Annotated in this window: 16 protein-coding genes; 1 reads left to right on the forward strand and 15 read right to left on the reverse strand. The window is 61.3% G+C overall.

What is annotated here, in order from left to right; genetic code table 11:
- Positions 1-6: 6 nt before the first annotated feature.
- Positions 7-852 carry an iron uptake transporter permease EfeU gene (gene efeU / locus AB4O25_RS04305; RefSeq protein WP_460150558.1) on the reverse strand — a complete coding sequence of 282 codons (846 nt, stop codon included), beginning with the start codon at positions 850-852 and terminating at the stop codon, positions 7-9.
- 167 nt (positions 853-1,019) lie between these two features.
- On the opposite strand from efeU, the gene AB4O25_RS04310 reads away from it, so the two are divergent.
- Positions 1,020-2,036, forward strand: coding sequence for an AraC family transcriptional regulator (locus tag AB4O25_RS04310; protein WP_017529014.1), 1,017 nt, complete (start codon positions 1,020-1,022; stop codon positions 2,034-2,036).
- A gap of 86 nt (positions 2,037-2,122) precedes the next feature.
- Here AB4O25_RS04310 and AB4O25_RS04315 read toward each other — a convergent pair whose 3' ends face one another.
- The 14 genes from AB4O25_RS04315 to AB4O25_RS04380 all read right to left on the reverse strand — a co-directional run bounded on the left by AB4O25_RS04315 (position 2,123) and on the right by AB4O25_RS04380 (position 19,122).
- Entirely contained in the window at positions 2,123-3,307 is a 1,185-nt protein-coding gene (locus AB4O25_RS04315) for an MFS transporter (protein ID WP_460150559.1), read from the reverse strand.
- A gap of 325 nt (positions 3,308-3,632) precedes the next feature.
- Positions 3,633-5,048, reverse strand: coding sequence for an efflux transporter outer membrane subunit (locus AB4O25_RS04320; protein ID WP_460150560.1), 1,416 nt, complete (start codon positions 5,046-5,048; stop codon positions 3,633-3,635).
- On the reverse strand, positions 5,045-8,224 hold the full coding sequence (locus AB4O25_RS04325; RefSeq protein WP_017529017.1) for an efflux RND transporter permease subunit: 3,180 nt from the start codon (positions 8,222-8,224) through the stop codon (positions 5,045-5,047). Before AB4O25_RS04325 ends, AB4O25_RS04320 begins: the two co-directional genes overlap by 4 nt.
- A 15-nt stretch (positions 8,225-8,239) precedes the next feature.
- Complete coding sequence (gene mexE / locus AB4O25_RS04330) at positions 8,240-9,481, reverse strand: multidrug efflux RND transporter periplasmic adaptor subunit MexE (protein WP_065876897.1); 1,242 nt, start codon at positions 9,479-9,481, stop codon at positions 8,240-8,242.
- A 355-nt stretch (positions 9,482-9,836) separates the two neighbouring features.
- Positions 9,837-10,919 (reverse strand): protein-glutamate methylesterase/protein-glutamine glutaminase, encoded by a 1,083-nt coding sequence (locus tag AB4O25_RS04335; protein WP_017529019.1) that lies wholly within the window; start codon positions 10,917-10,919, stop codon positions 9,837-9,839.
- A gap of 4 nt (positions 10,920-10,923) precedes the next feature.
- Positions 10,924-11,412, reverse strand: coding sequence for a chemoreceptor glutamine deamidase CheD (gene cheD / locus AB4O25_RS04340; protein ID WP_017529020.1), 489 nt, complete (start codon positions 11,410-11,412; stop codon positions 10,924-10,926).
- Positions 11,409-12,218, reverse strand: coding sequence for a CheR family methyltransferase (locus AB4O25_RS04345; RefSeq protein WP_017529021.1), 810 nt, complete (start codon positions 12,216-12,218; stop codon positions 11,409-11,411). The genes cheD and AB4O25_RS04345 overlap by 4 nt, the downstream gene beginning before the upstream one ends.
- Before the next feature lie 9 nt (positions 12,219-12,227).
- Complete coding sequence (locus tag AB4O25_RS04350; protein WP_460060272.1) at positions 12,228-12,767, reverse strand: chemotaxis protein CheW; 540 nt, start codon at positions 12,765-12,767, stop codon at positions 12,228-12,230.
- Positions 12,768-12,803: 36 nt separating this feature from the next.
- Positions 12,804-14,462: a methyl-accepting chemotaxis protein gene (locus AB4O25_RS04355; protein ID WP_460150561.1), complete on the reverse strand. Its 1,659-nt coding sequence runs from the start codon at positions 14,460-14,462 to the stop codon at positions 12,804-12,806.
- A gap of 30 nt (positions 14,463-14,492) precedes the next feature.
- Positions 14,493-16,535, reverse strand: coding sequence for a chemotaxis protein CheA (locus AB4O25_RS04360; protein WP_460150562.1), 2,043 nt, complete (start codon positions 16,533-16,535; stop codon positions 14,493-14,495).
- Between the two features lie 40 nt (positions 16,536-16,575).
- Entirely contained in the window at positions 16,576-16,863 is a 288-nt protein-coding gene (locus AB4O25_RS04365; RefSeq protein WP_017529025.1) for an STAS domain-containing protein, read from the reverse strand.
- A gap of 22 nt (positions 16,864-16,885) precedes the next feature.
- On the reverse strand, positions 16,886-17,254 hold the full coding sequence (locus AB4O25_RS04370) for a response regulator (protein WP_017529026.1): 369 nt from the start codon (positions 17,252-17,254) through the stop codon (positions 16,886-16,888).
- Between the two features lie 9 nt (positions 17,255-17,263).
- Complete coding sequence (locus AB4O25_RS04375) at positions 17,264-18,472, reverse strand: methyl-accepting chemotaxis protein (protein WP_026067354.1); 1,209 nt, start codon at positions 18,470-18,472, stop codon at positions 17,264-17,266.
- A 119-nt stretch (positions 18,473-18,591) separates the two neighbouring features.
- Positions 18,592-19,122 (reverse strand): sterol desaturase family protein, encoded by a 531-nt coding sequence (locus AB4O25_RS04380; RefSeq protein ID WP_017529028.1) that lies wholly within the window; start codon positions 19,120-19,122, stop codon positions 18,592-18,594.
- Between the last annotated feature and the right edge of the window lie 29 nt (positions 19,123-19,151).

Genomic DNA, 19,151 nt, shown 5'->3' on the forward strand with positions numbered 1-19,151 from the left:
CGGTCCTTACTGGCTGGAAACGGAGGAGGGGGTGGCGGCAGGCTTGGCCGGCGTCGCGGGCAGGAAGAACATCACCAGCGCCACCACCAGGTAAATCAGGTAGGCACCCAGCGTGCTGACGGTCGGTGCTTCCTGATAGCCGAACATGCCGGCCAGCACCGAACCCAATGGGCTGTCCATCGGCAATACAGCGCTGAAATCGAAGAGTACGGTTTGCCAATGGTTCCACACCCCGGCCTCGTGCAGAGCCTGCACCGAGTTGGCGAGGATGCCGGCCGCGACCACCAGGATGAACAGGCCGGTCCAGCGGAAAAACGCACCCAGGTTCAGGCGCATGCTGCCGGTGTAAATCAGCCAGCCGATGACAATCGCCAACACCAGGCCGAGCAGGGCGCCCATCGGCGCGCCGGGGCCTTCGCTCTGCTGGAACACCGCCAGCAGGAAAAACACGGTTTCCAGGCCTTCGCGGGCCACGGCGAAAAACACCATCAGGATCAGTGCGGTGACCTGGTGCCTGGAGCCGGTCAACGCCTGATCAAGGGAGGCGTGCAACGCATGCTTGATGGAGCGCGCAACCTTGCGCATCCAGAACACCATGGAGCTGAGGATACCCACGGCAACCAGGCCGACGATGCCTTCGAACAGCTCCTGTTGTTTCTGCGGGAACTCCGCGCTGACCCATTCCAGGCCGCCGCCCACCAGCAAGGCCAGCGCTGCCGCAAGGAACACCCCAATCCACACGGCGGGCATCCATTGGCCACGGCCGGTCTGTTGCAGGTAACTGGCGATGATGCCGACGATCAATGCGGCTTCAATGCCTTCGCGCAGCATGATGAGAAAGGGGACAAGCATTCGGCACCGCAGGGCAATTAGTTAGGGTGCTAAGTTGTAACATAATGATACTCATTGCCAAACAGGAAATATTGACTTTAGCTGAACGCCGGCTGAACGGTGGTGGCAAAGCGCAAGCGCCCTTATGATGCACGCCACCTCATGCACGACCGGATTGCCCAACTTCCATGGCGGAAAAAGACACCATCTCCATCCACCTCGTGCGCGAGGCCTTGTCGCAGAGTTGCGCGCCGGGGGCGGCCACCGTCGAGGCCCTGAGCAAAGTCGGGATCGACCCGGCGCTGCTGCAAGAGCCCGCCGCCCGTGTACCGGCCACGGCCTATGCACGCCTGTGGCGCTTGCTGGCAAGGCGTTGCGACGATGAGTTCTTCGGCATGGACCCGCGCAGGCTCAAGTCCGGTAGCCTGGCGTTTCTCTGCCGGGCGGCCATCGCGCAACCGACCCTGGCGGCCGGCCTGGAAACCGGCTTGGGGTTTCTCTCACTGATGCTGGAGCGCCTGCCCGCCCAATTGGTGCGCCAACAGAGTCTGGCGGAAATCGTGCTGCTGGAACCGGATGCCGAGCCCAATCGCGCCTTCACCTACTTCACCTATTGGATGATTGTCCACGGTGTTGCCTGTTGGCTGGCGGGGCGGCGCATCCCCATCCTGGCCATCGAGTTGCGCTGCCCGCCGCCGGATTATTGTGATGACTACCGGGTGATGTTTTCCGACAACCTGCGCTTTAACCGGCCACGCACGCGCATGATCGTCTCCGCCGATTGCCTCGACCTGCCGATCAAGCGCAGCCCGCAAGAACTGCAACGTTTCCTGGCCCACGCGCCGGCCAACATCCTGGTCAAATACCGCGACCCCGACAGCCTGGCCACCCGCATCAAGCACGACCTGCGCCAAATGCCGCCCGACACCTGGCCGGAAACCGATGGCCTGGCGGCGGCCCACTGTATCTCCGCCTCGACCCTGCGGCGGCGCCTGGCCGAAGAAGGGCAGACGTATCAGGGGTTGAAGGACAGCGTGCGCAAGGAACTGGCGATTGTGTGGCTGGCCGAACCGCAGATCAGCTTTGCCGAGATAGCCGAGCGGTTGGGATTTGCCGATACCAGTTCGTTTTATAAGGCGTTTCGCAAGTGGAGTGGGTCGAATCCGGGGCATTATCGGAGTTTGATTCTTAACGATGCTATGTAGGGCGTAAGGGTACGGACAAAACAGGTCAGGTTTTCAGTCGGATGCCTGTCAGTGTGATGATCAGCTCGCAAATGAAACTGCGTATCTCAAGCGTTTTGTTGGTTTAAACGGTTTTTTTGTCCACCTAACAGCAACGTGGCGCTTACACCCAACAAACCAACCAGGCAGAAGGCCGCAACTATGATCAACGTCAGCGAGAAGCCGTAGACATCTACTAGTCCTCCAAACACGCTGTAGGAGATGCCGATGATGATCGAGTTGACTAGATTCGCAACAGACAGGCAAGAGGCTCGAATACGTGACTCAACATTGTCATGAATATAGGTTTCATAGGAAGTCTCATATAGAGCAGGCAGCGACATAATAAGTAGGAAGGCAGCAATTGAAGTAACGATGCCGATGTTGAATGACAAAATGAAAAGCAGAAGCGTGACGATGCCGGTTGTAGTGAAGGCAATGATGCCCAGAGAAAGTCGGCTGCAAATAAAACCCGCAGCCATGAACATCAATGCCGAGACGGCTTCAACGGCAGCATAAATGCCGGCAATGGTAGGTATCTCCAATCCCTGCATTGAAAAAAATGGCTGACCATAAATAAACAAGGGGATCGTTGATAGCTCGAATAACGCGAATCCAATAAATAAGGGTATAAGAAAGGCACCTTTTTTCGAGCGGAAAAACCTAGTTAGTGAAGTAAAAACCCCCTCGGTTTCCTCATTGCGTATATTGATTTTTTCATTGGGCGTCAGTGAGGTGGGCGGGGGCTTGGCTTCAGTAATCAATGTAACAACAAAAGCACCGATCAGTTTTGATACCGCAAAAACAATGTAAACACTGTTCCAGGACAAGGTGTCCTGTAGTACGCCGCCCACAAGCATGGACAAGCCTAATGACACAGCGCCAATAGCACGGGCGCGTGACAGTATTTTAGGATATTCCGCTGTGCGGTTCTCAGCGAGTAAGTTGTCATACAGTAACGCCCTATCGGAGCCGGAGCCCATGGCAATACTTGCGCCAAATAGACAAAATAGAATGGCGAAAGGAATAAAAGAAGAAAACAGTAAAAAGCCAATGCCACTTAAAAACAACCCTGAAAAACCAATGATAAGAGAGCATTTACGCCCATAGCGATCTGCGAGTAAACCGGATGGGATTTCCAAGGCTACGCAAGAGAAGAATAAAAAGGATTGCAGAATGCCTATCTCGCCCTGTGTGATACCCAGCTGCAGCAAGTAAAGTACAAACAGGCTTCTCTGAACGTCCAGGTTCATAAATATCGATAGAGAATAATATAAGTTGTCGTTTTTGTTTTTTAAGAATCCCCATCTTCTCATTTTTTGTTGGCGCCCTAGACATTGAGCTTTAAGGTTAAGGCATATTTATCTGTTTTTGAAAGTCCATTTTTCGACGAATAAATGACTTGAGTCTGATCGCCAGGCGCAGCGCAGTATTAAGAGTTTTCTTACAAGGTACTTCGTTTTTAACTTACAGAAGCAACCTTCAACATTTTAGGACGCTCCAAAAAAAAGCCCCATGGCCGAATGGACCACGGGGCTAAAATTGGCTGGATGCGACCAACCAAAGGAGCTCTTTACATCATTTGGCCGTCGCTACGACCGTATCCGGCTGCCATCCACCGCCCAGCGCCTTGTAGATCGCCACAATCCCGCGATACAGGTCCACTTCGGCCTGGGCCTGGGTGTCTTCGGCGGCCAGGCGTTCGCGCTGGGCGTCGAGCAGGACCAGGAAGTCCACGGTGCCTTCGCGGTAGCGGATCGCGGCGAGGTCGGCGGCGGCGCGGCTGGACTCACTCTGACGGATCAACGAGACCAGGCGCTGTTGGCGTTTACCGTAATCACTGAAGGCATTTTCCGATTCTTCCAGCGCCAGCAGCACTTGTTGCTCATAGGTGGCCAGCGCGCCATCCGCTTCGGCATCCGCGCCGCGCAAGCGAGCACGCACGCTGCCCAGGTCAAACGCGGCCCAGGTGATGCTCGGGCCCAGGGCCCAGGCATTCGCCGCGGACGAGCCGATCTGCGAACCGCGCCCGGCGGTAAAGCCGAGGAAGCCGCTGAGGCTGACCCGTGGGAACAGGTCGGCCTTGGCCACGCCGATGCGCGCGGTGGCGGCGGCCAGTTTGCGTTCGGCGCTGAGGATGTCCGGGCGCCGTTGCAGCAGTTGTCCTGGATCGCCGATCGGCAACGCCTTGGCAATCGCCGGCAGGTCTTTGGGGCTCAGGTCTACGCTCAGTTTGTCGGGGCGCTGGCCGAGGAGGGTGGCGATGCGGTTGCGCTCGCGCACCTGCTCGGCCTGCAGTTGCGGCACGCTGGCTTCAACCGCCGCCAGGCGGGCGTCGGCGCGCTCCACGTCGAGTTGGTCACCCACCCCGGCATCGCGCAGGCTTTCGGTGATGGTGCGCGATTCCTGTTGGTTCTTCAGGTTGTCCAGGGCAATGCGTTCACGCAGTTGCGCGCCGCGCAGTTGACCGTAGGCGTCGACCAGTTCGGCAATCATGCTGACTTGCAGTTGGTACAAGTCAGCTTCGGCGGCCTGCTGGTCGGCGTCGGTGGCTTCCAGGTTGCGCTGGATGCGGCCGAACAGGTCCAGTTCCCACGCCATGTCCAGGCCCAGGTCGTAACGCTCGGTCTTGACCCTGCGCGTGGTTTGCCCGGGGATCTGGCCTTTGCCCTGGTCACTGCTGACGCGGCTGGTGATGGTCGGCATGGCGTCATTGCTGGCGTCATCGCGGATCGCCCGTGCCGCCCGCAGGCGGGCAAAGGCCACGCGCAGGTCACGGTTGCCTTGCAGGGATTGCGTCACCAACTGGTTCAGGGTCGGGTCTTCGAACTGCTGCCACCAGATGCCTTCGAACTTGGCGTGGTCATATTGCTTGGCATCCGCGGCGGCGGTGATGTTCGCCGCCTCCGGGGTTTGGGCTTTGTAGTCCGGGCCCACGGCACAGGCGCTCAGCGCCAGTACCAGCAAGCTTGGCAAAAACACGTTCACACTCATTGCTGTGTCTCCAGCTTCAAGGCCTTGGCCGCTTTGCGCGCTTCTTGGCGCTCCACATAGCGACGGATCAGTACGTAGAACACTGGCGTCAGCAACAGACCGAAGAAGGTCACCCCGATCATCCCGGAGAACACCGCCACACCCATGGCATGACGCATCTCGGCACCGGCACCGCTGGAGAACACCAGGGGTACCACGCCCATGATGAACGCGAACGACGTCATCAGGATCGGCCGCAGACGCAGACGGCAGGCTTCCAGTACCGCGGCGAGCGGGTCGAGGCCTTCCTGCTGTTTGTCCTTGGCGAACTCCACGATCAGGATCGCGTTCTTACAGGCCAGGCCCACCAGTACGATCAGGCCGATCTGGGTAAAGATGTTGTTGTCGCCGCCCGACATGATCACCCCGGTAATGGCCGACAGCAGCGTCATCGGCACGATCAGGATCACCGCCAGCGGCAGGCTCCAGCTTTCGTATTGGGCGGCCAGTACCAGGAACGCCAGCAATACGCAGAGCGGGAACACGAACAGCGCGGTGTTGCCCGAGAGGATTTGCTGATAGGTCAGGTCGGTCCACTCGTAGGTCATGCCGTTGGGCAGTTCATCCTTCAACAGTTTTTCGATCGCGGCCTGGGCCTGGCCCGAGCTGTAGCCCGGTGCGGCGTTGCCGTTGATTTCGGCGGTGATAAAACCGTTGTAGTGCATCACGCGGTCCGGCCCCGAGGTGTCGCTGACCTTGATAAAGGTCGCCAGCGGGATCATCTCGCCCTTGTTGTTACGCACTTTCAATTGGCCGATCTGGTCTTCGTCCAGGCGGAACTGCTGCTCAGCCTGCACGTTGACCTGGTAGGTGCGGCCAAAGCGGTTGAAGTCGTTGGCATACAGCGAGCCCAGGTAGATCTGCAGGGTGTCGAAGATGTCGCTGATCGCCACGCCGTGGGTCTTGGCCTTTTCGCGGTCGATGGCGGCATCGACCTGGGGCACGTTGACCGTGTAGCTGGTGAACAGGCCGAACAACTCCGGCACGTTATGGCTCTTGGCGATGATGTTCTGGGTTTCTTTGTACAGCTCGTCGTAACCCAGGTTGCCACGGTCTTCGATCTGCAGGCGGAACCCGCCGATGGTGCCCAGGCCCTGTACCGGCGGCGGTGGGAAGATCGCCATGTAGGCTTCCTGGATGTTGCTGTACTGGCCGTTCAAGGCGCCGGCAATCGCACCGGCCGACATGCTCGGGTCTTTACGCTCGTCGAACGGTTTGAGGGTCACGAACACGATGCCGCTGTTCGGGCTGTTGGTAAAACCGTTGATCGACAGGCCGGGGAACGCCACCGCGCTGTCCACGCCCGGTTGTTTCAAGGCGATCTCGGACATGCGCTTGATCACGTCTTCGGTGCGGTCCAGGCTCGCGGCGTCCGGCAGTTGCGCGAAGGCCACCAGGTATTGCTTGTCCTGGGCCGGTACGAAACCGGTCGGAGTGTGGGCAAAGCCGAACCAGGTCAGCACCATCAGGCCCGCGTACAGGAACAGGGCGATGCCGCTGCCGCGAATCACTCGGCGTACGGTGCCGACATAACCGTGGCTGGCTTTCTCGAAGAAGCGGTTGAACGGACGGAACAACCAGCCGCCGAAAATCTTGTCGAGCACCTTGGAGAAGCGGTCCTTTGGCGCGTCGTGGCTGCGCAGCAACACGGCGGCCAGGGCAGGGGACAAGGTCAGCGAGTTGAAGGCCGAGATCACCGTGGAAATTGCGATGGTCAAGGCGAACTGTTTGTAGAACTGCCCGGTCAGGCCGCTGATGAAGGCCGCTGGGATGAACACCGCACACAGCACCAACGCGGTGGCGATGATCGGGCCGGTCACTTCGCTCATGGCTTTTTCAGTGGCCGGGAACGGTTCCAGGCCCAGCTCGATGTTACGTTCGACGTTCTCCACCACCACGATGGCGTCGTCCACCACGATACCGATGGCCAATACCAGGCCGAACAATGACAGGGCGTTGAGCGAAAAGCCGAACAGGTGCATCACCGCAAACGTACCGATCAACGATACCGGCACCGCCACCAACGGAATGATCGAGGCGCGCCAGGTTTGCAGGAACAGAATCACCACCAGCACCACCAGGATCAGTGCTTCAAACAGGGTGTGCACCACCGCTTCGATGGAACCCCGGACGAAGATGGTCGGGTCGTAGACGATGCTGAAGTCCATGCCTTGCGGGAAGCTCTTTTTCAGCTCTTCCATCTTGCCGCGCACTTCGTTGGAGATCTCGATAGCGTTGGAACCCGGCCGCTGGAAGATCGGGATCGCCACGGCCGGCTGATTGTTGAGCAACGAACGCAGGGCGTATTGGCTGGAGCCCAGCTCCACCCGTGCGATGTCCTTGAGGCGGGTGATTTCACCGTTATCGCCGGCGCGAATAACGATGTTCTCGAACTCTTCCTCAGTGACCAGGCGGCCTTGGGTATTCACCGACAACTGGAACGCGGTGGCATTCGGTGCGGGCGGCGCGCCCAGGGCACCGGCAGCCACCTGGCGGTTTTGTTCGCGAATGGCCGTTACCACATCGGTGGCGGTCAGGTTGCGCGAAGCGGTCTTGTTCGGGTCCAGCCATACACGCAGCGAGTAGTCGCCCATGCCGAACAGCTGCACATCACCCACGCCCCCCAGGCGCGCCAACTCATCCTTGATATTGAGCAAGGCGTAGTTGGACAGGTAGAGCATGTCGTAACGCTGATCCGGGGAGGTCAAGTGCACCACCATGGTCAGGTCGGGGGAGGCCTTGTCCACGGTAATACCGATGCGGGTCACTTCCTCGGGCAGTTTTGGCTGCGTACGGGTGACGCGGTTTTGTACCTGCACCTGCGCATTGTCCAGGTCGGTACCCAGGGCGAAGGTGATGGTCAGGGTCAGCTTGCCGTCGGCGGTCGACTGCGAGGACATGTACAGCATGTTCTCGACGCCGGTGATGGCCTGCTCAAGCGGGGCCGCCACGGTTTCACCGATGACCTTGGGGTTGGCGCCCGGGAAGTTGGCGCGTACCACGACGGTCGGCGGCACCACTTCCGGGTATTCGCTGATCGGCAATTGGAACAGCGAGATCGCGCCGGCGATCAGGATCAACAGCGAAAGTACCGCTGCGAAGATCGGCCGCGAAATGAAGAACTTGGAAAAATTCATCTTGAGTCGTATCCCTTAACCGCGTGGAGTCGCGACGCTGGCCAGCTTGGGCGCGGGTTTTTCCGGCGCCACTTGTTCCAGGTTGCTGGCTTCAAGCGCTTGTCGTTGTTGGGCCAAGGCGGCGAGGGTTTCCTTGCTGGCCATCGGGATGGTTTCCGGGGCGACCGGCGAGCCTGGGCGCACACGCTGCAGGCCCTTGACGATAATGGTGTCGTCCTTGTTCAGGCCGCTGCGCACGATGCGCAAACCTTCGATCTTCGGCCCCAGCTCTACCGAGCGATACGCCGGCTTGTCGCCGTCCATCACCAGCACGAACTTCTTGCCCAGGTCGGTGCCCACGGCTTCGTCGTTGATCAGCACGGCGGAGTAGGTGCCGCTGCCCACCAACTTGAGGCGCGCATACAGGCCGGGGGTGTATTCGCCCTTGCTGTTATCGAACACCGCGCGCCCACGGATGGTGCCGGTGGCCGGGTTGACCTGGTTGTCGACGAAGTTCATCTGGCCCAGGTGCGGGTTGCCGGTTTCGTTCGACAGGCCCAGGTACACCGGGGTGGTGGCGCCACGACGGCCCTGGCGGGCCAACTCGGTGTACTTGAGGAACACGCGCTCATCGGCGTCGAAGTAGGCGTAGACCTTGTCGGTGGAGACCACGCTGGTCAGCGCGGTGGTATCGGCGGTCACCAGGTTGCCGGCGGTGATTTCGGCACGGCTGACGCGGCCGCTGATCGGCGCGGTCACGCGGGTGAAGCTCAGGTTCAGCTTGGCCAGGTCCAACTGCGCCTGGATCCCGGCGACGGCGGCGCGGGCTTCCTGGGCGGCGGTGGTGCGCGAGTCGGCCAGTTCGGCGGAGATCGCATTGCTCTGGCGCAGGCGTTCGCCACGCTGGGCTTCGTTGTCGCTGCGGGTGGCAGCGGCTTTGGTCTGGGCAAGCTGGGCTTCAAGGCGGCGCACTTCAGCCTGGAACGGACGCGGGTCAATCTGGAACAGCAGGTCGCCTTTCTTGACCAAAGCGCCTTCAGTGAAAGCGACTTGGTCAATCTGGCCGGAAACCCGTGGGCGGATCTGTACGGTTTCCGGTGCTTCCAGGCGCCCGGTGAACTCGTCCCACTCATTGACCGGTTGCTCAAGTACCTTGGCCACGCTGACTTTGGCCGCCGGCATGGCGGCCGCTTGTTCCGGGGTCTTGCCGCACGCGCTCATCACCACCACGGCCAAAATCGCCAGGGGGAAGCGCAAATGTTTGAGTGACTGTTCCATGAGGTGCATCCGCCAATGTATTTGAGATGGGCGGATCATGCGCGGGGACGCGGTATGTCACGAATCGAATGAAGCAAAGGTAACTATCATTCGGAATGATATAAGCACGGGATGAGCCCTCTAGCCTGGGGCTTTCGTTAGGGTGCTATCGATGGCCGTGATAGCAATACCGACGAAGCAGTGGGGCCTGGCGGCCGAGCTTACTCCTGTGACGCCCTGATAGCCGACACATATCTGGCTCACGGGTAGAGATCCAAGTGTAGGAGGGGGCTTGCTCCCGATGGCAGTGGGTCAGGAACGGATGCATTCACTGACACGCCCTCATCGGGAGCAAGCTGCCTGCGCCACGGGCGGTTTACTTATGCAAAATCGCCTGGTGAATATCCTGCAACGCCATGATGCGCTGGGCGGCATTGAGTTTGATGGCTTCCTTGGGCATGCCGAACACCACGCAACTGGCCTCGTCCTGGGCCACCGTGGCGGCGCCGGCGTCGAGCATTTCCTTGAGGCCGCGGGCGCCGTCGTCGCCCATCCCGGTCATGATGATGCCCGTGGCGTTCTTGCCGGCAAACTTGGCCACCGAGCGAAACAGCACATCGACGGAGGGGCGGTGCCGGTTGACCAGCGGCCCGTCGATGACTTGGGCGTGATAGAAGGCGCCGCTGCGGGTGACCATCAGGTGCTTGCCGCCAGGGGCGATCAGCGCAAGGCCGGGGAGTATGCGGTCGTTGTTGCGGGCTTCGCGCACCTCGATCTGGCACACGCTGTTGAGGCGCTCGGCGAATGACGCGGTGAATTTCTCCGGCATGTGCTGCACGATCACCATGCCCGGGCACACCCTCGGCAGCGCCGTGAGTACCGCTTCCAGCGCTTGAGTGCCGCCGGTGGAGGTGCCGATGGCGACGATACGTTCGGTGGTCTGGGCCATGGCCTGGCCGCTGGCGGCGGGCAGGATCGCGTCGGCACTGAGTTTGCCCGCCGGTGCGGGGGCGGGTGTCGGCCGTGCGCTGCGCTTGCCCAGGTTCTTGACGTTGGAATGGGCGGCCGCGCGGATCGCGGCGACCAATTCCGGCGCCGACTCGATCAGGAAATTTTTCAAGCCAGTGGTGGGTTTGGTGATGACTTCCACCGCGCCGGCCGACAGCGCCTGCAGGGAGGTCTCCGCGCCTTTTTGGGTCAGTGAGGAGCAGATCACCACCGGCGTCGGCCGCTCGCTCATGATTTTGCGCAGAAAAGTGATGCCGTCCATGCGCGGCATTTCCACGTCCAGCACGATCACATCCGGCCATTCCCGGGCGAGTTTGTCCATGGCGAAGATCGGGTCGGAGGCCGCGCCCATGACGTGGATGTCCGGCGTGTCGTTGAAGATCGCCAGCAGCACCTGGCGTACCACGGCCGAGTCATCGACCAGCAATACACTGATTTTTTTGGAAGGCATGGTTTTAACGTTTTCCCATTGGTTGATGCCGGACCCAGACGTTGCCGTTCCACAGGTCGAACACAATAGTGCGATAGCCGGTACTGCCCATGTCCTGGGCCGTGAGGTGCAAATCATGGCGCTCGGCGAGGGCCAGCGCCGCGAGGACGTTCAGGCTGGCCACATTGCGCGCCGGCAGGTACACCTGCGTGGGGAACATCTCGCCGCCGCCGAACACCTTTACCTGATAATCCTGTGGCCGCGTGCCGTGGGCGTGCGCGTGTTGAAGCAGCAGCTCCAGCGCTTCGTCACCGTATTTGCCATCCAGTGGCTGATCAACCCGCATGCGCGCCGGCAACATGAAATGGCACATGCCGCCGATCAACCGTTGCGGGTGCCAGAAGGTGAACGCCACGCAGGATCCCAACAGCGTGCGCAGGCGTGTCGGCCGCGTCACAAAGCTGACCTGGCCTGGCGCCAGGACCACTTCGGCGGCATCGACCGGCTTTTTCATGGCTTGCGGTAAATCGACGGCGCCACCAGCTTCAAGGTGTCGTTCACACCGTTGAGGCTTTCGGAGTGACTGATGATGAAATGGCCGCCGGGTTTAAGCTGCGGCAACAAGCGCGCAACCACTTGGCGCTTGGTCTGCTGGTCGAAGTAGATCATCACGTTGCGCAGGAAAATCACATCGAACTCACCAAGGCCGGGCAACGGTTCGTTCAGGTTGACCTGCACGAAGCTCACGCGGTTGCGCAGGCTCTTGTCGATCAGGAAGGTGCCTTCCTGGCGGCCGATACCTTTGAGGCAGTACTTGGTCAGCAGCGGCTGGGGCAGGGTGCCGGCGCGCTCCATCGAATAATGCCCGGTGCGCGCCTTGGCCAGTACCTGGGTGCTGATGTCCGAGCCGATCACTTCCCAGGGCGTGGTGCCCAGCGCCTCGGCCAGGGTCATCGCCAGGCTGTAGGGTTCTTCGCCCGATGAGCTGGCCGCGCTCCATACGCGAAACACTTTGCCTGGCGCGGCCCTGGGCAATACCTGCTGGCGCAGAAAGTCAAAGTGCTTGGGTTCGCGAAAAAAGTAGGTCTCATTGGTGGTCAGCAGGTCCAGCGCGACTTGCAGCTCGCCCTGGCGCTGGTCACTCATGATCAGTTGGAAATAATCCCCATAGCTCTGCAGCTCATAGTGCTTGAGGCGCTTGGACAGGCGCCCGGCCACCAGGGCTTTCTTGGCCGACGACAGGTTGATGCCTGCCGCACGGTACAGCCAGGATTGGAACTGACCGAATTCACGGTCGTTGAGCGAGGCGGTGTCTGCCATGATCGAGCCTCAACGCGCGTCGAGGTCGAGCGTCGGCGCCTGGGTGCTTTCAGCCAGGCTGGACATCTCATCGATAGACAGCACTTTGTTCACCTCCAGCACAATCACGAACTTGCCATCGACCTTGGCCATGCCGCCGATAAAGTCGGCGCGAATCCGCGCGCCGAAGCTGGGCGGCGGCTCGATCTGCGCCGCCGGGATCTCCTGCACGGCAGAGACCGTGTCCACCAGCAGCCCAATGTCCTGGTGCGGGCCATCGTCAGTGCTGGCTTCGATGATGATGACGCAGGAGCGCCGGGTAATCGACGAGTTAGCCCGGCCAAAACGCGCCGACAGGTCAACCACCGGCACCACGGCGCCGCGCAGGTTGATCACGCCGCGCACGAACGCGGGCATCATCGGCACCACGGTCAGGCTGCCGTATTCGATGATTTCCTTGATGCCCAGAATGCCGATGGCGAACATCTCGCCGCCAAGCATGAAGGTCAGGTATTGCGCATCCTCATCGGCCGCAACCACGGCCTGCCGGGTAGTCATTACTGCACCCATGTCATTCTCCCTGTGAGCCCGCATTGAGGGTTGCCATCAGAAACGGGTGAATTCCGATTCGTCCGGGGCGCTGGCCATGTTGTAGGCGAAGGCTTTGCGCGGGGCCTGCGGGGCCGGGCGCGGTGGCTGACGGCTGGGCTTGCTGCCCGGGCTGTCGGGGTTGCTGTTTTGCACCGCGGCCTTCGGGGCGGAGTCGAGCACGAAAAAGCTCATCGCTTGTTGCAGTTGCTCGGCCTGGCTGCTCATTTCTTCGGCGGTGGCGGCCAGTTCCTCGCTGCTGGAGGCGTTCTGCTGGGTCACTTGGTTGAGCTGGGTCATGGCCGTGTTGATCTGCGCGACACCGGCGGCCTGTTCCTCGGAGGCGGCACTGATTTCCTGCACCAGGTCGGAGGTCTTGTTGATCGAGGGCACCATTTCGTCGAGCAACTTGCCGGCTTTTTCGGCCATGTCCACGCTGCTGGACGACAACTCGCCGATTTCCTGGGCGGCCACCTGGCTGCGCTCCGCCAGTTTGCGCACTTCGGCGGCCACCACGGCAAAGCCTTTGCCGTGCTCGCCGGCCCGCGCGGCCTCGATGGCGGCGTTGAGCGCCAGCAGGTTGGTCTGGTAGGCAATGTCATCGATGATGCTGATGCGCTGGGCGATTTTCTTCATCGCCACCACGGTTTGCTGCACCGACTCGCCGCCGTCGGTGGCTTCTTTGGCGGCCTTGCTGGCCATGCCATCGGTGACCTTGGCGTTTTCGGTGTTCTGGTTGATGCTCGCGCTCATCTGCTCCACCGACGCGCTGGTTTCCTCGACGCTGGCGGCCTGTTCGCTGGTGGCCTGGCTCATCGACTGCGCGGTGGCGCTGACTTGCTCCGAGGCGCTGGCCAGGTTGTCGGCAGCGTTGCGCACTTCGCCGATGATATGCGCGAGCTTGCCGACCATATCGCGCATGGCGTTGAGCACCATGCCGGTTTCATCCTTCGAGCCGGGCGCGATGGGCGCAGTGAGATTGCCTTCGGCCAATTGTTCGGCGGCGGTCGCGGCCAGTCGCAGCGGGCGCGAAATAATCCGCGCGATGAACAGGGCCAGGCCCAGGCCGATCAGCAGCGCCGCGCCCAGTGTCACGATGATCAACAGGCGTGATTCTTCATACAGCACCGAGCCCCGGTCACCGGCTACCGTGGCGCCGGCATCGTTGAGTTCGACCATTTTCTGCAGGCGGTTGGTCAACTCATCGAAGTGCGTCTTGGATTCGCCGCGCAGCAGGGCGCGCGCCTGGGCTTCCTGGTTCTGCCGGGACAGCTCCAGCAATTGCTGGCTGGCCGCGAGGTAAGCGTTCCAGGCGCTTTTCACTCCGGCCAGCAACTGACGGTCTTCGTCGTTCGACAGCAGTTGTTCGTAGGTGTCCAGCCGGGTTTCGAACTGCTGGCGCGCTTCCACTGCTTCGCGCTCGGCCTGGGCTTTCTCCTCGGCCACTTCGGTACTGATATTGCGGTTTTCCTTCAGCCGGTAGTTGGCGGCAAAAAAGCGCATGCCGGCCGCCGCGCGCATCGACGGCATCCAGTTGCCCCGGATCTCCTGCGCCGCATGGTTGACGGCGCCCAGTTGGAGGATGGCGAACGCGCCCATCCCCGCCGTGAGCGCCAGGACCACCAGGAATGAGCTGATCAACTTGGTGGAAATTTTAAGATCGTAGAACCATTTCATCGGGGAACCTCCATGGAAATTGCAAATGCTTCAGCGCACGACGACCGAGGCCTGGGGGGGCACCTGAGGCGTGCGCGTTTCTTGTTGTACGATTTGATTGAGCAGTGCCGGCACATCCAGGATCAGGGCCACCGCGCCGCTGCCCAGGATGGTCGAGCCGCTGATGCCGCGCAGCGCGCCGAACAGCTTGCCCAAGGGTTTGATCACGGTCTGGAACTCGCCGAGCAGGTCATCCACCACCAGCCCGGCCTTGTGCTCGGCATAGCGCACCACCACCACGTTCTGGCGGCGCGCCGCCGGGCCTTCGTGGCTGAAATGCTCGCGCAGGTCGACCAGCGGCAACACCTCGCCACGCAGGTCCAGGTAGCCCTGGTCGCGGCTGGATTGGCGCTGGCGTTCGTCCAGTTCGATGCATTCCTGAACCATGTCCAGCGGAATCACGTAAGTGGATTGGTCGATGCCCACCAGGAAGCCATTGATGATCGCCAGGGTCAGCGGCAGGCGAATGCGCACCACGGTGCCCTGGCCAGGGCGGCTGTCGAGGTCGACGGTGCCGCGCAACAGGGTGATATTGCGCTTGACCACATCCATGCCGACGCCGCGTCCGGAGAGGTTGGTCACCGCCTCGGCCGTGGAAAAGCCGGCTTCGAAAATCAGGTTGTAGATCTCCTGGTCGCTGAGCTGCGCGCCGCTGGCGACCAGCCCGCGCTCCTGGGCTTTTTCCAGGATCCGTTCGCGGTTGAGCCCGGCACCGTCGTCGGCGATCTCGATCACGATGCTGCCCGAATCGTGATATGCGTTCAGGCTCAGGTGGCCCTTGGCTGACTTGCCTGCCGCGCGCCGGGCGTCGGCATTTTCGATGCCGTGGTCCATGGCATTGCGCAACAGATGCATCAGCGGGTCGCCGATTTTCTCCACCACGGTTTTGTCCAGCTCGGTTTCCGCACCGTTGATGATCAGGTCGATGTCCTTGCCCAATTCCTGGCTGACATCGCGCACCACGCGGCGGAAGCGATTGAAGGTGTCGCCGATCGGGATCATGCGCAGGTGCAGGGCGCCATCGAGGATCTCTTCCACCAGCCCCGACACGGTGGAGGTGGCTTCCTGCAACGGATCGTTGTTGCAGGAGCGGGCCAGCAGGCTGGCACCGGCGCTGGCGATAACCAGCTCGCCCACCAGGTTGATCAATTCGTCGAGCTTGTCGGCATTGACCCGCACGTAGGCGCCATCGCGGGGCTTGGCGTCGCTGGCCGTGGCCACGCGCTGTTGCGCAGCTTGCGTGGGGCTGGCGGGCGCGGCCTGGGTGACCAGCTCGGTGCCGGTGGCGGGGCCACTGTCGCTCGGCTCATCAACGGCGCAAATCTGTACTTCACAGTCATCGCGCACGAAATCGAAGACTTCGTTGAGGGTTGTGTGGCTGGCATTCGAACGCAGGTCGATCTCGAATCCCAGGTAGCAGCTTTCCGGGTCCCAGGCGTCCACGGGTGGAATGCTGTCGGTCAGGGTAGTGACCTGTAGCACCTGGCCCAAGGTGTCGAGGTAACGCAGGAAGGACAACGGGTCCATGCCGTTGCGAAACACGTCCACGCCGAAGCGCAGGGAAATATGCCAGAGCAGCTCGGCCTGAGGCGCGTCATCCGTCACGGCGATTTCGCCGCCGGCGGGGGCGGCCTGCAGCGGCTGATAGGCGCTCAGCGCCTCGCGCAACACCTCACCGCGTTCCAGCGTGGCAGGCTGCAGCGCGCCGTCGTGATGGTCGACCGCCTCGATCAGTTCGAGCATGTGGTCGCCGCACTTGAGCAGCAGCGCGATCAGCGCCGCATCCACGGTTACACTGCCCTCGCGCAGGCGGTCGAGTACGTCTTCGACGATATGCGTGAACCCGACGATGGGCGCCAGGCCAAACAACCCAGCGGAGCCCTTGATGGTATGTGCGGCGCGAAACACCGCGCCGATGGCATCCTCATCACCTGGCTCGTTTTCCAATTGCAGCAGGGATTGCTCCATGACCTGCAACAGCTCGCGTGCCTCGACGATAAAGGTCTGCTGTGCCTGATCGAGATTAATACTCACCTGGACATTCCTTTGTCGCTCATTGATCGGCTATGGCGCGCTAAAACAGCGTGCCGCCACATAAATGCAATGTTTGGGTAATCGCCTGGCTCTGCCCTACAAGGCTGACCGGCGTGCCGCCGACGGCGGCTTCACGGCGGATCACCGCCAGTAATTGCAGGCCGGCGCCGTCGATTTCCGTGACTTCTGACAGGTCGACCTCCAGGCGCGGCGCAGTGCTGATCCGGGGCAGCAGCGCAGCGGCCAGTTCGGCCACGGTGTAGATCGTCAGCTCGCCCTCGATGCCCACGCGGGCGGCGCCGTCGAGTGTTTCATGGGTGATAGGCATGGGGCCTCCGGGCCGTCGGCGATCAGGGCAGGATCAACTTGGACACCGCCGCCAGCATCTGCGCCGGCTGGAACGGCTTGACCACCCAGGCTTTGGCGCCCGCGGCCTGGCCCTCGGCTTTTTTCGATTCCTGCGATTCGGTGGTCAGCATGATGATCGGCGTGAACTTGTAGCTGGCCAGCTTCTTGACCTCCTTGACGAAGGTGATGCCGTCCATGTTGGGCATGTTCACGTCGCTGATGATCAAGTGCACCTTCTGCCCGTTGAGCTTGCCCAGCGCGTCCTTGCCATCGCACGCCTCGATCACCTCATAGCCGGCGCTCTTCAAGGCAATGCCGACCACTTGGCGCACGCTGCTGGAGTCGTCCACCACTAATACATTCTTTGCCATGCTGTGCTCCTAGAAAAAGGTGATGTCTTGTGAAGTCTGTTGCGCAGCGGCGTCGCCATGGTGTGTGCGCCGCTGCTCGTCGGTGGCGTAAGTGGCCTCCATGCGCGCCAGCCATTGCCGCGCATCCACGTTGACCGGCTGGTCCGGCGACTGGCTGGCCTGCAGCAGGTGTTCATGCAGGGCATGCATGTTGTCGCGCACGTGACTGAGGATCTGGCTGACCCGGTCCTGGAATTGCAGGTTGACCAGCACGTCGGTCATCTCGTCGCGAATCCCGTAGCTTTCCTGCTTGAGCAGATCGGCGGAGTCGGCCAGGCGACCGGTGATGTTCTGAAAGCGTTCGAGCACCTGCTGGATACTCTGCTCGGACGCCGCGACCGAGTGGCTGTCCTGGTCGGCGCTGCTGGAGGCCGCTTGCACCAGTTGGGTGATGGCGTTATTGATGATGTCGACCTTGGCCGACATCTGCTGGCCGGTCTCGCTGGACTTGCTCGACAGGCTGCGTACCGCATCGGCCACTACCGCAAAACCACGACCGGCTTCACCGGCGCGTGCCGCTTCGATCGCCGCGTTGAGGGCCAGCAGGTTGGTTTGTGCCGCAATGGCCGCCACGTCGGCGGCCATGCTGCGCAACTCACCGGTATAGGCAGTGAGGCTGCGCACTTGGGACAGGGTCTGGTCACGGCTCGATTGCGCGGCCTTGAGGGAGTCGATCACTTGGCTCAATTCGCTGTCGCTGCGCGCCAACACCTTGAGGGCTCCGTCGGCGGCCTGCCCGTCGAGCTCGCCGGCGGCTTGCTGCGAGGCCTGCACGGTGTCTTGCAACCGCGTGGAAATACCGGTGAAACGATTCGCCAGGCTGACAATGGCGTCTTCAGTCTGCTGGCGCGAGCTTTCCACGTGTTTGGCCCAGATCGGCATGGCGCCCAGCAAGACTTCGTCGAGTTGTGCCCGTGCATCCGCGCTCTGTTGCCCGGCCTGCGCCGCGCAAGGGGCGGCCAGCGCAAGGGCGCGCTGCACGGCTTGGCGCTGCGCCCGGGCGCTCCAGGCGCACGCGCCCAGGCCAACCAACGCCAGCCCCACGCAGGCCGCCAGGTTGGCCGGGGAGGCGGACTGCACGAGTATCCAGGCGGCGGCGGGGATGACCGGGATGAAAGCGAACCAAAGAAAACGCGGATGACCAGGAAGGGCAGTACGGCTGGATTGACTCTGGGTCATGAGTTCGGTCCCTGAACAGTGTTGCGGATATAAATAACATAGGAGTTATCCGCCCCAACCGCCGTAACTTTAGACCTCCCTGTATGCCTTCCGTCTGGTTTATGACCGCTACGTTACGTTCACTCCGTTGTTTCAACCCGTGCCGGCGTGCGAATAAACGTGCGAAACACGTGGTCCCACAGCGGTGAAGAGACCCCGAAGTTTTTTTCGATGCCTTGGCGGTGATGCAGGTCGTGGTTGGCAACCAGCCCCGGAATATAGCGATACGCCCAATGCTCGGGGCGGTGCATCACGTAATGCACCGAGATGTAATAGAAGTAGCCGGTCACCGCGCCGATGAACGCCGAGGTCAGGCCGGTGTACCAGGCAAACAACAGCAGCGCGGCAAAGGTGGAGCTGGTTTTCCAGCTCGACACCCCGATATAGGCCAGTACATCAATGTGATGGGTCCAGTGCTCGCGGCGATACAGCGAATGGAACAGAAAACGGTGCGCGCAATACTCCACCAGCGTCCAGGCCAACAGGCCGGCGAGCAATTGCCACGGGGCAAGCGGCGCCAGCCAGAGCGCAAAGCCGATGAACAAGGGGATGGTGAAAAAATCCAGGTAATACGCGACTGACGACATCAGCCATTTGTTCGAAGCCGCCATGTGCGGGTCGTCCTTGAGGTGCGATCGAT

The sequence above is a fragment of the Pseudomonas sp. S3_A03 genome, from assembly GCF_054668275.1.

Bases quoted from the DNA above. Each gene is read 5' to 3' on its own strand.
- efeU (WP_460150558.1), bottom strand. From the start codon at position 852: ATGCTTGTCCCCTTTCTCATCATGCTGCGCGAAGGCATTGAAGCCGCA.
- AB4O25_RS04310 (WP_017529014.1), top strand. From the start codon at position 1,020: ATGGCGGAAAAAGACACCATCTCCATCCACCTCGTGCGCGAGGCCTTG.
- AB4O25_RS04315 (WP_460150559.1), bottom strand. From the start codon at position 3,307: ATGAACCTGGACGTTCAGAGAAGCCTGTTTGTACTTTACTTGCTGCAG.
- AB4O25_RS04320 (WP_460150560.1), bottom strand. From the start codon at position 5,048: ATGAGTGTGAACGTGTTTTTGCCAAGCTTGCTGGTACTGGCGCTGAGC.
- AB4O25_RS04325 (WP_017529017.1), bottom strand. From the start codon at position 8,224: ATGAATTTTTCCAAGTTCTTCATTTCGCGGCCGATCTTCGCAGCGGTA.
- mexE (WP_065876897.1), bottom strand. From the start codon at position 9,481: ATGGAACAGTCACTCAAACATTTGCGCTTCCCCCTGGCGATTTTGGCC.
- AB4O25_RS04335 (WP_017529019.1), bottom strand. From the start codon at position 10,919: ATGCCTTCCAAAAAAATCAGTGTATTGCTGGTCGATGACTCGGCCGTG.
- cheD (WP_017529020.1), bottom strand. From the start codon at position 11,412: ATGAAAAAGCCGGTCGATGCCGCCGAAGTGGTCCTGGCGCCAGGCCAG.
- AB4O25_RS04345 (WP_017529021.1), bottom strand. From the start codon at position 12,218: ATGGCAGACACCGCCTCGCTCAACGACCGTGAATTCGGTCAGTTCCAA.
- AB4O25_RS04350 (WP_460060272.1), bottom strand. From the start codon at position 12,767: ATGGGTGCAGTAATGACTACCCGGCAGGCCGTGGTTGCGGCCGATGAG.
- AB4O25_RS04355 (WP_460150561.1), bottom strand. From the start codon at position 14,462: ATGAAATGGTTCTACGATCTTAAAATTTCCACCAAGTTGATCAGCTCA.
- AB4O25_RS04365 (WP_017529025.1), bottom strand. From the start codon at position 16,863: ATGCCTATCACCCATGAAACACTCGACGGCGCCGCCCGCGTGGGCATC.
- AB4O25_RS04370 (WP_017529026.1), bottom strand. From the start codon at position 17,254: ATGGCAAAGAATGTATTAGTGGTGGACGACTCCAGCAGCGTGCGCCAA.
- AB4O25_RS04375 (WP_026067354.1), bottom strand. From the start codon at position 18,472: ATGACCCAGAGTCAATCCAGCCGTACTGCCCTTCCTGGTCATCCGCGT.
- AB4O25_RS04380 (WP_017529028.1), bottom strand. From the start codon at position 19,122: ATGGCGGCTTCGAACAAATGGCTGATGTCGTCAGTCGCGTATTACCTG.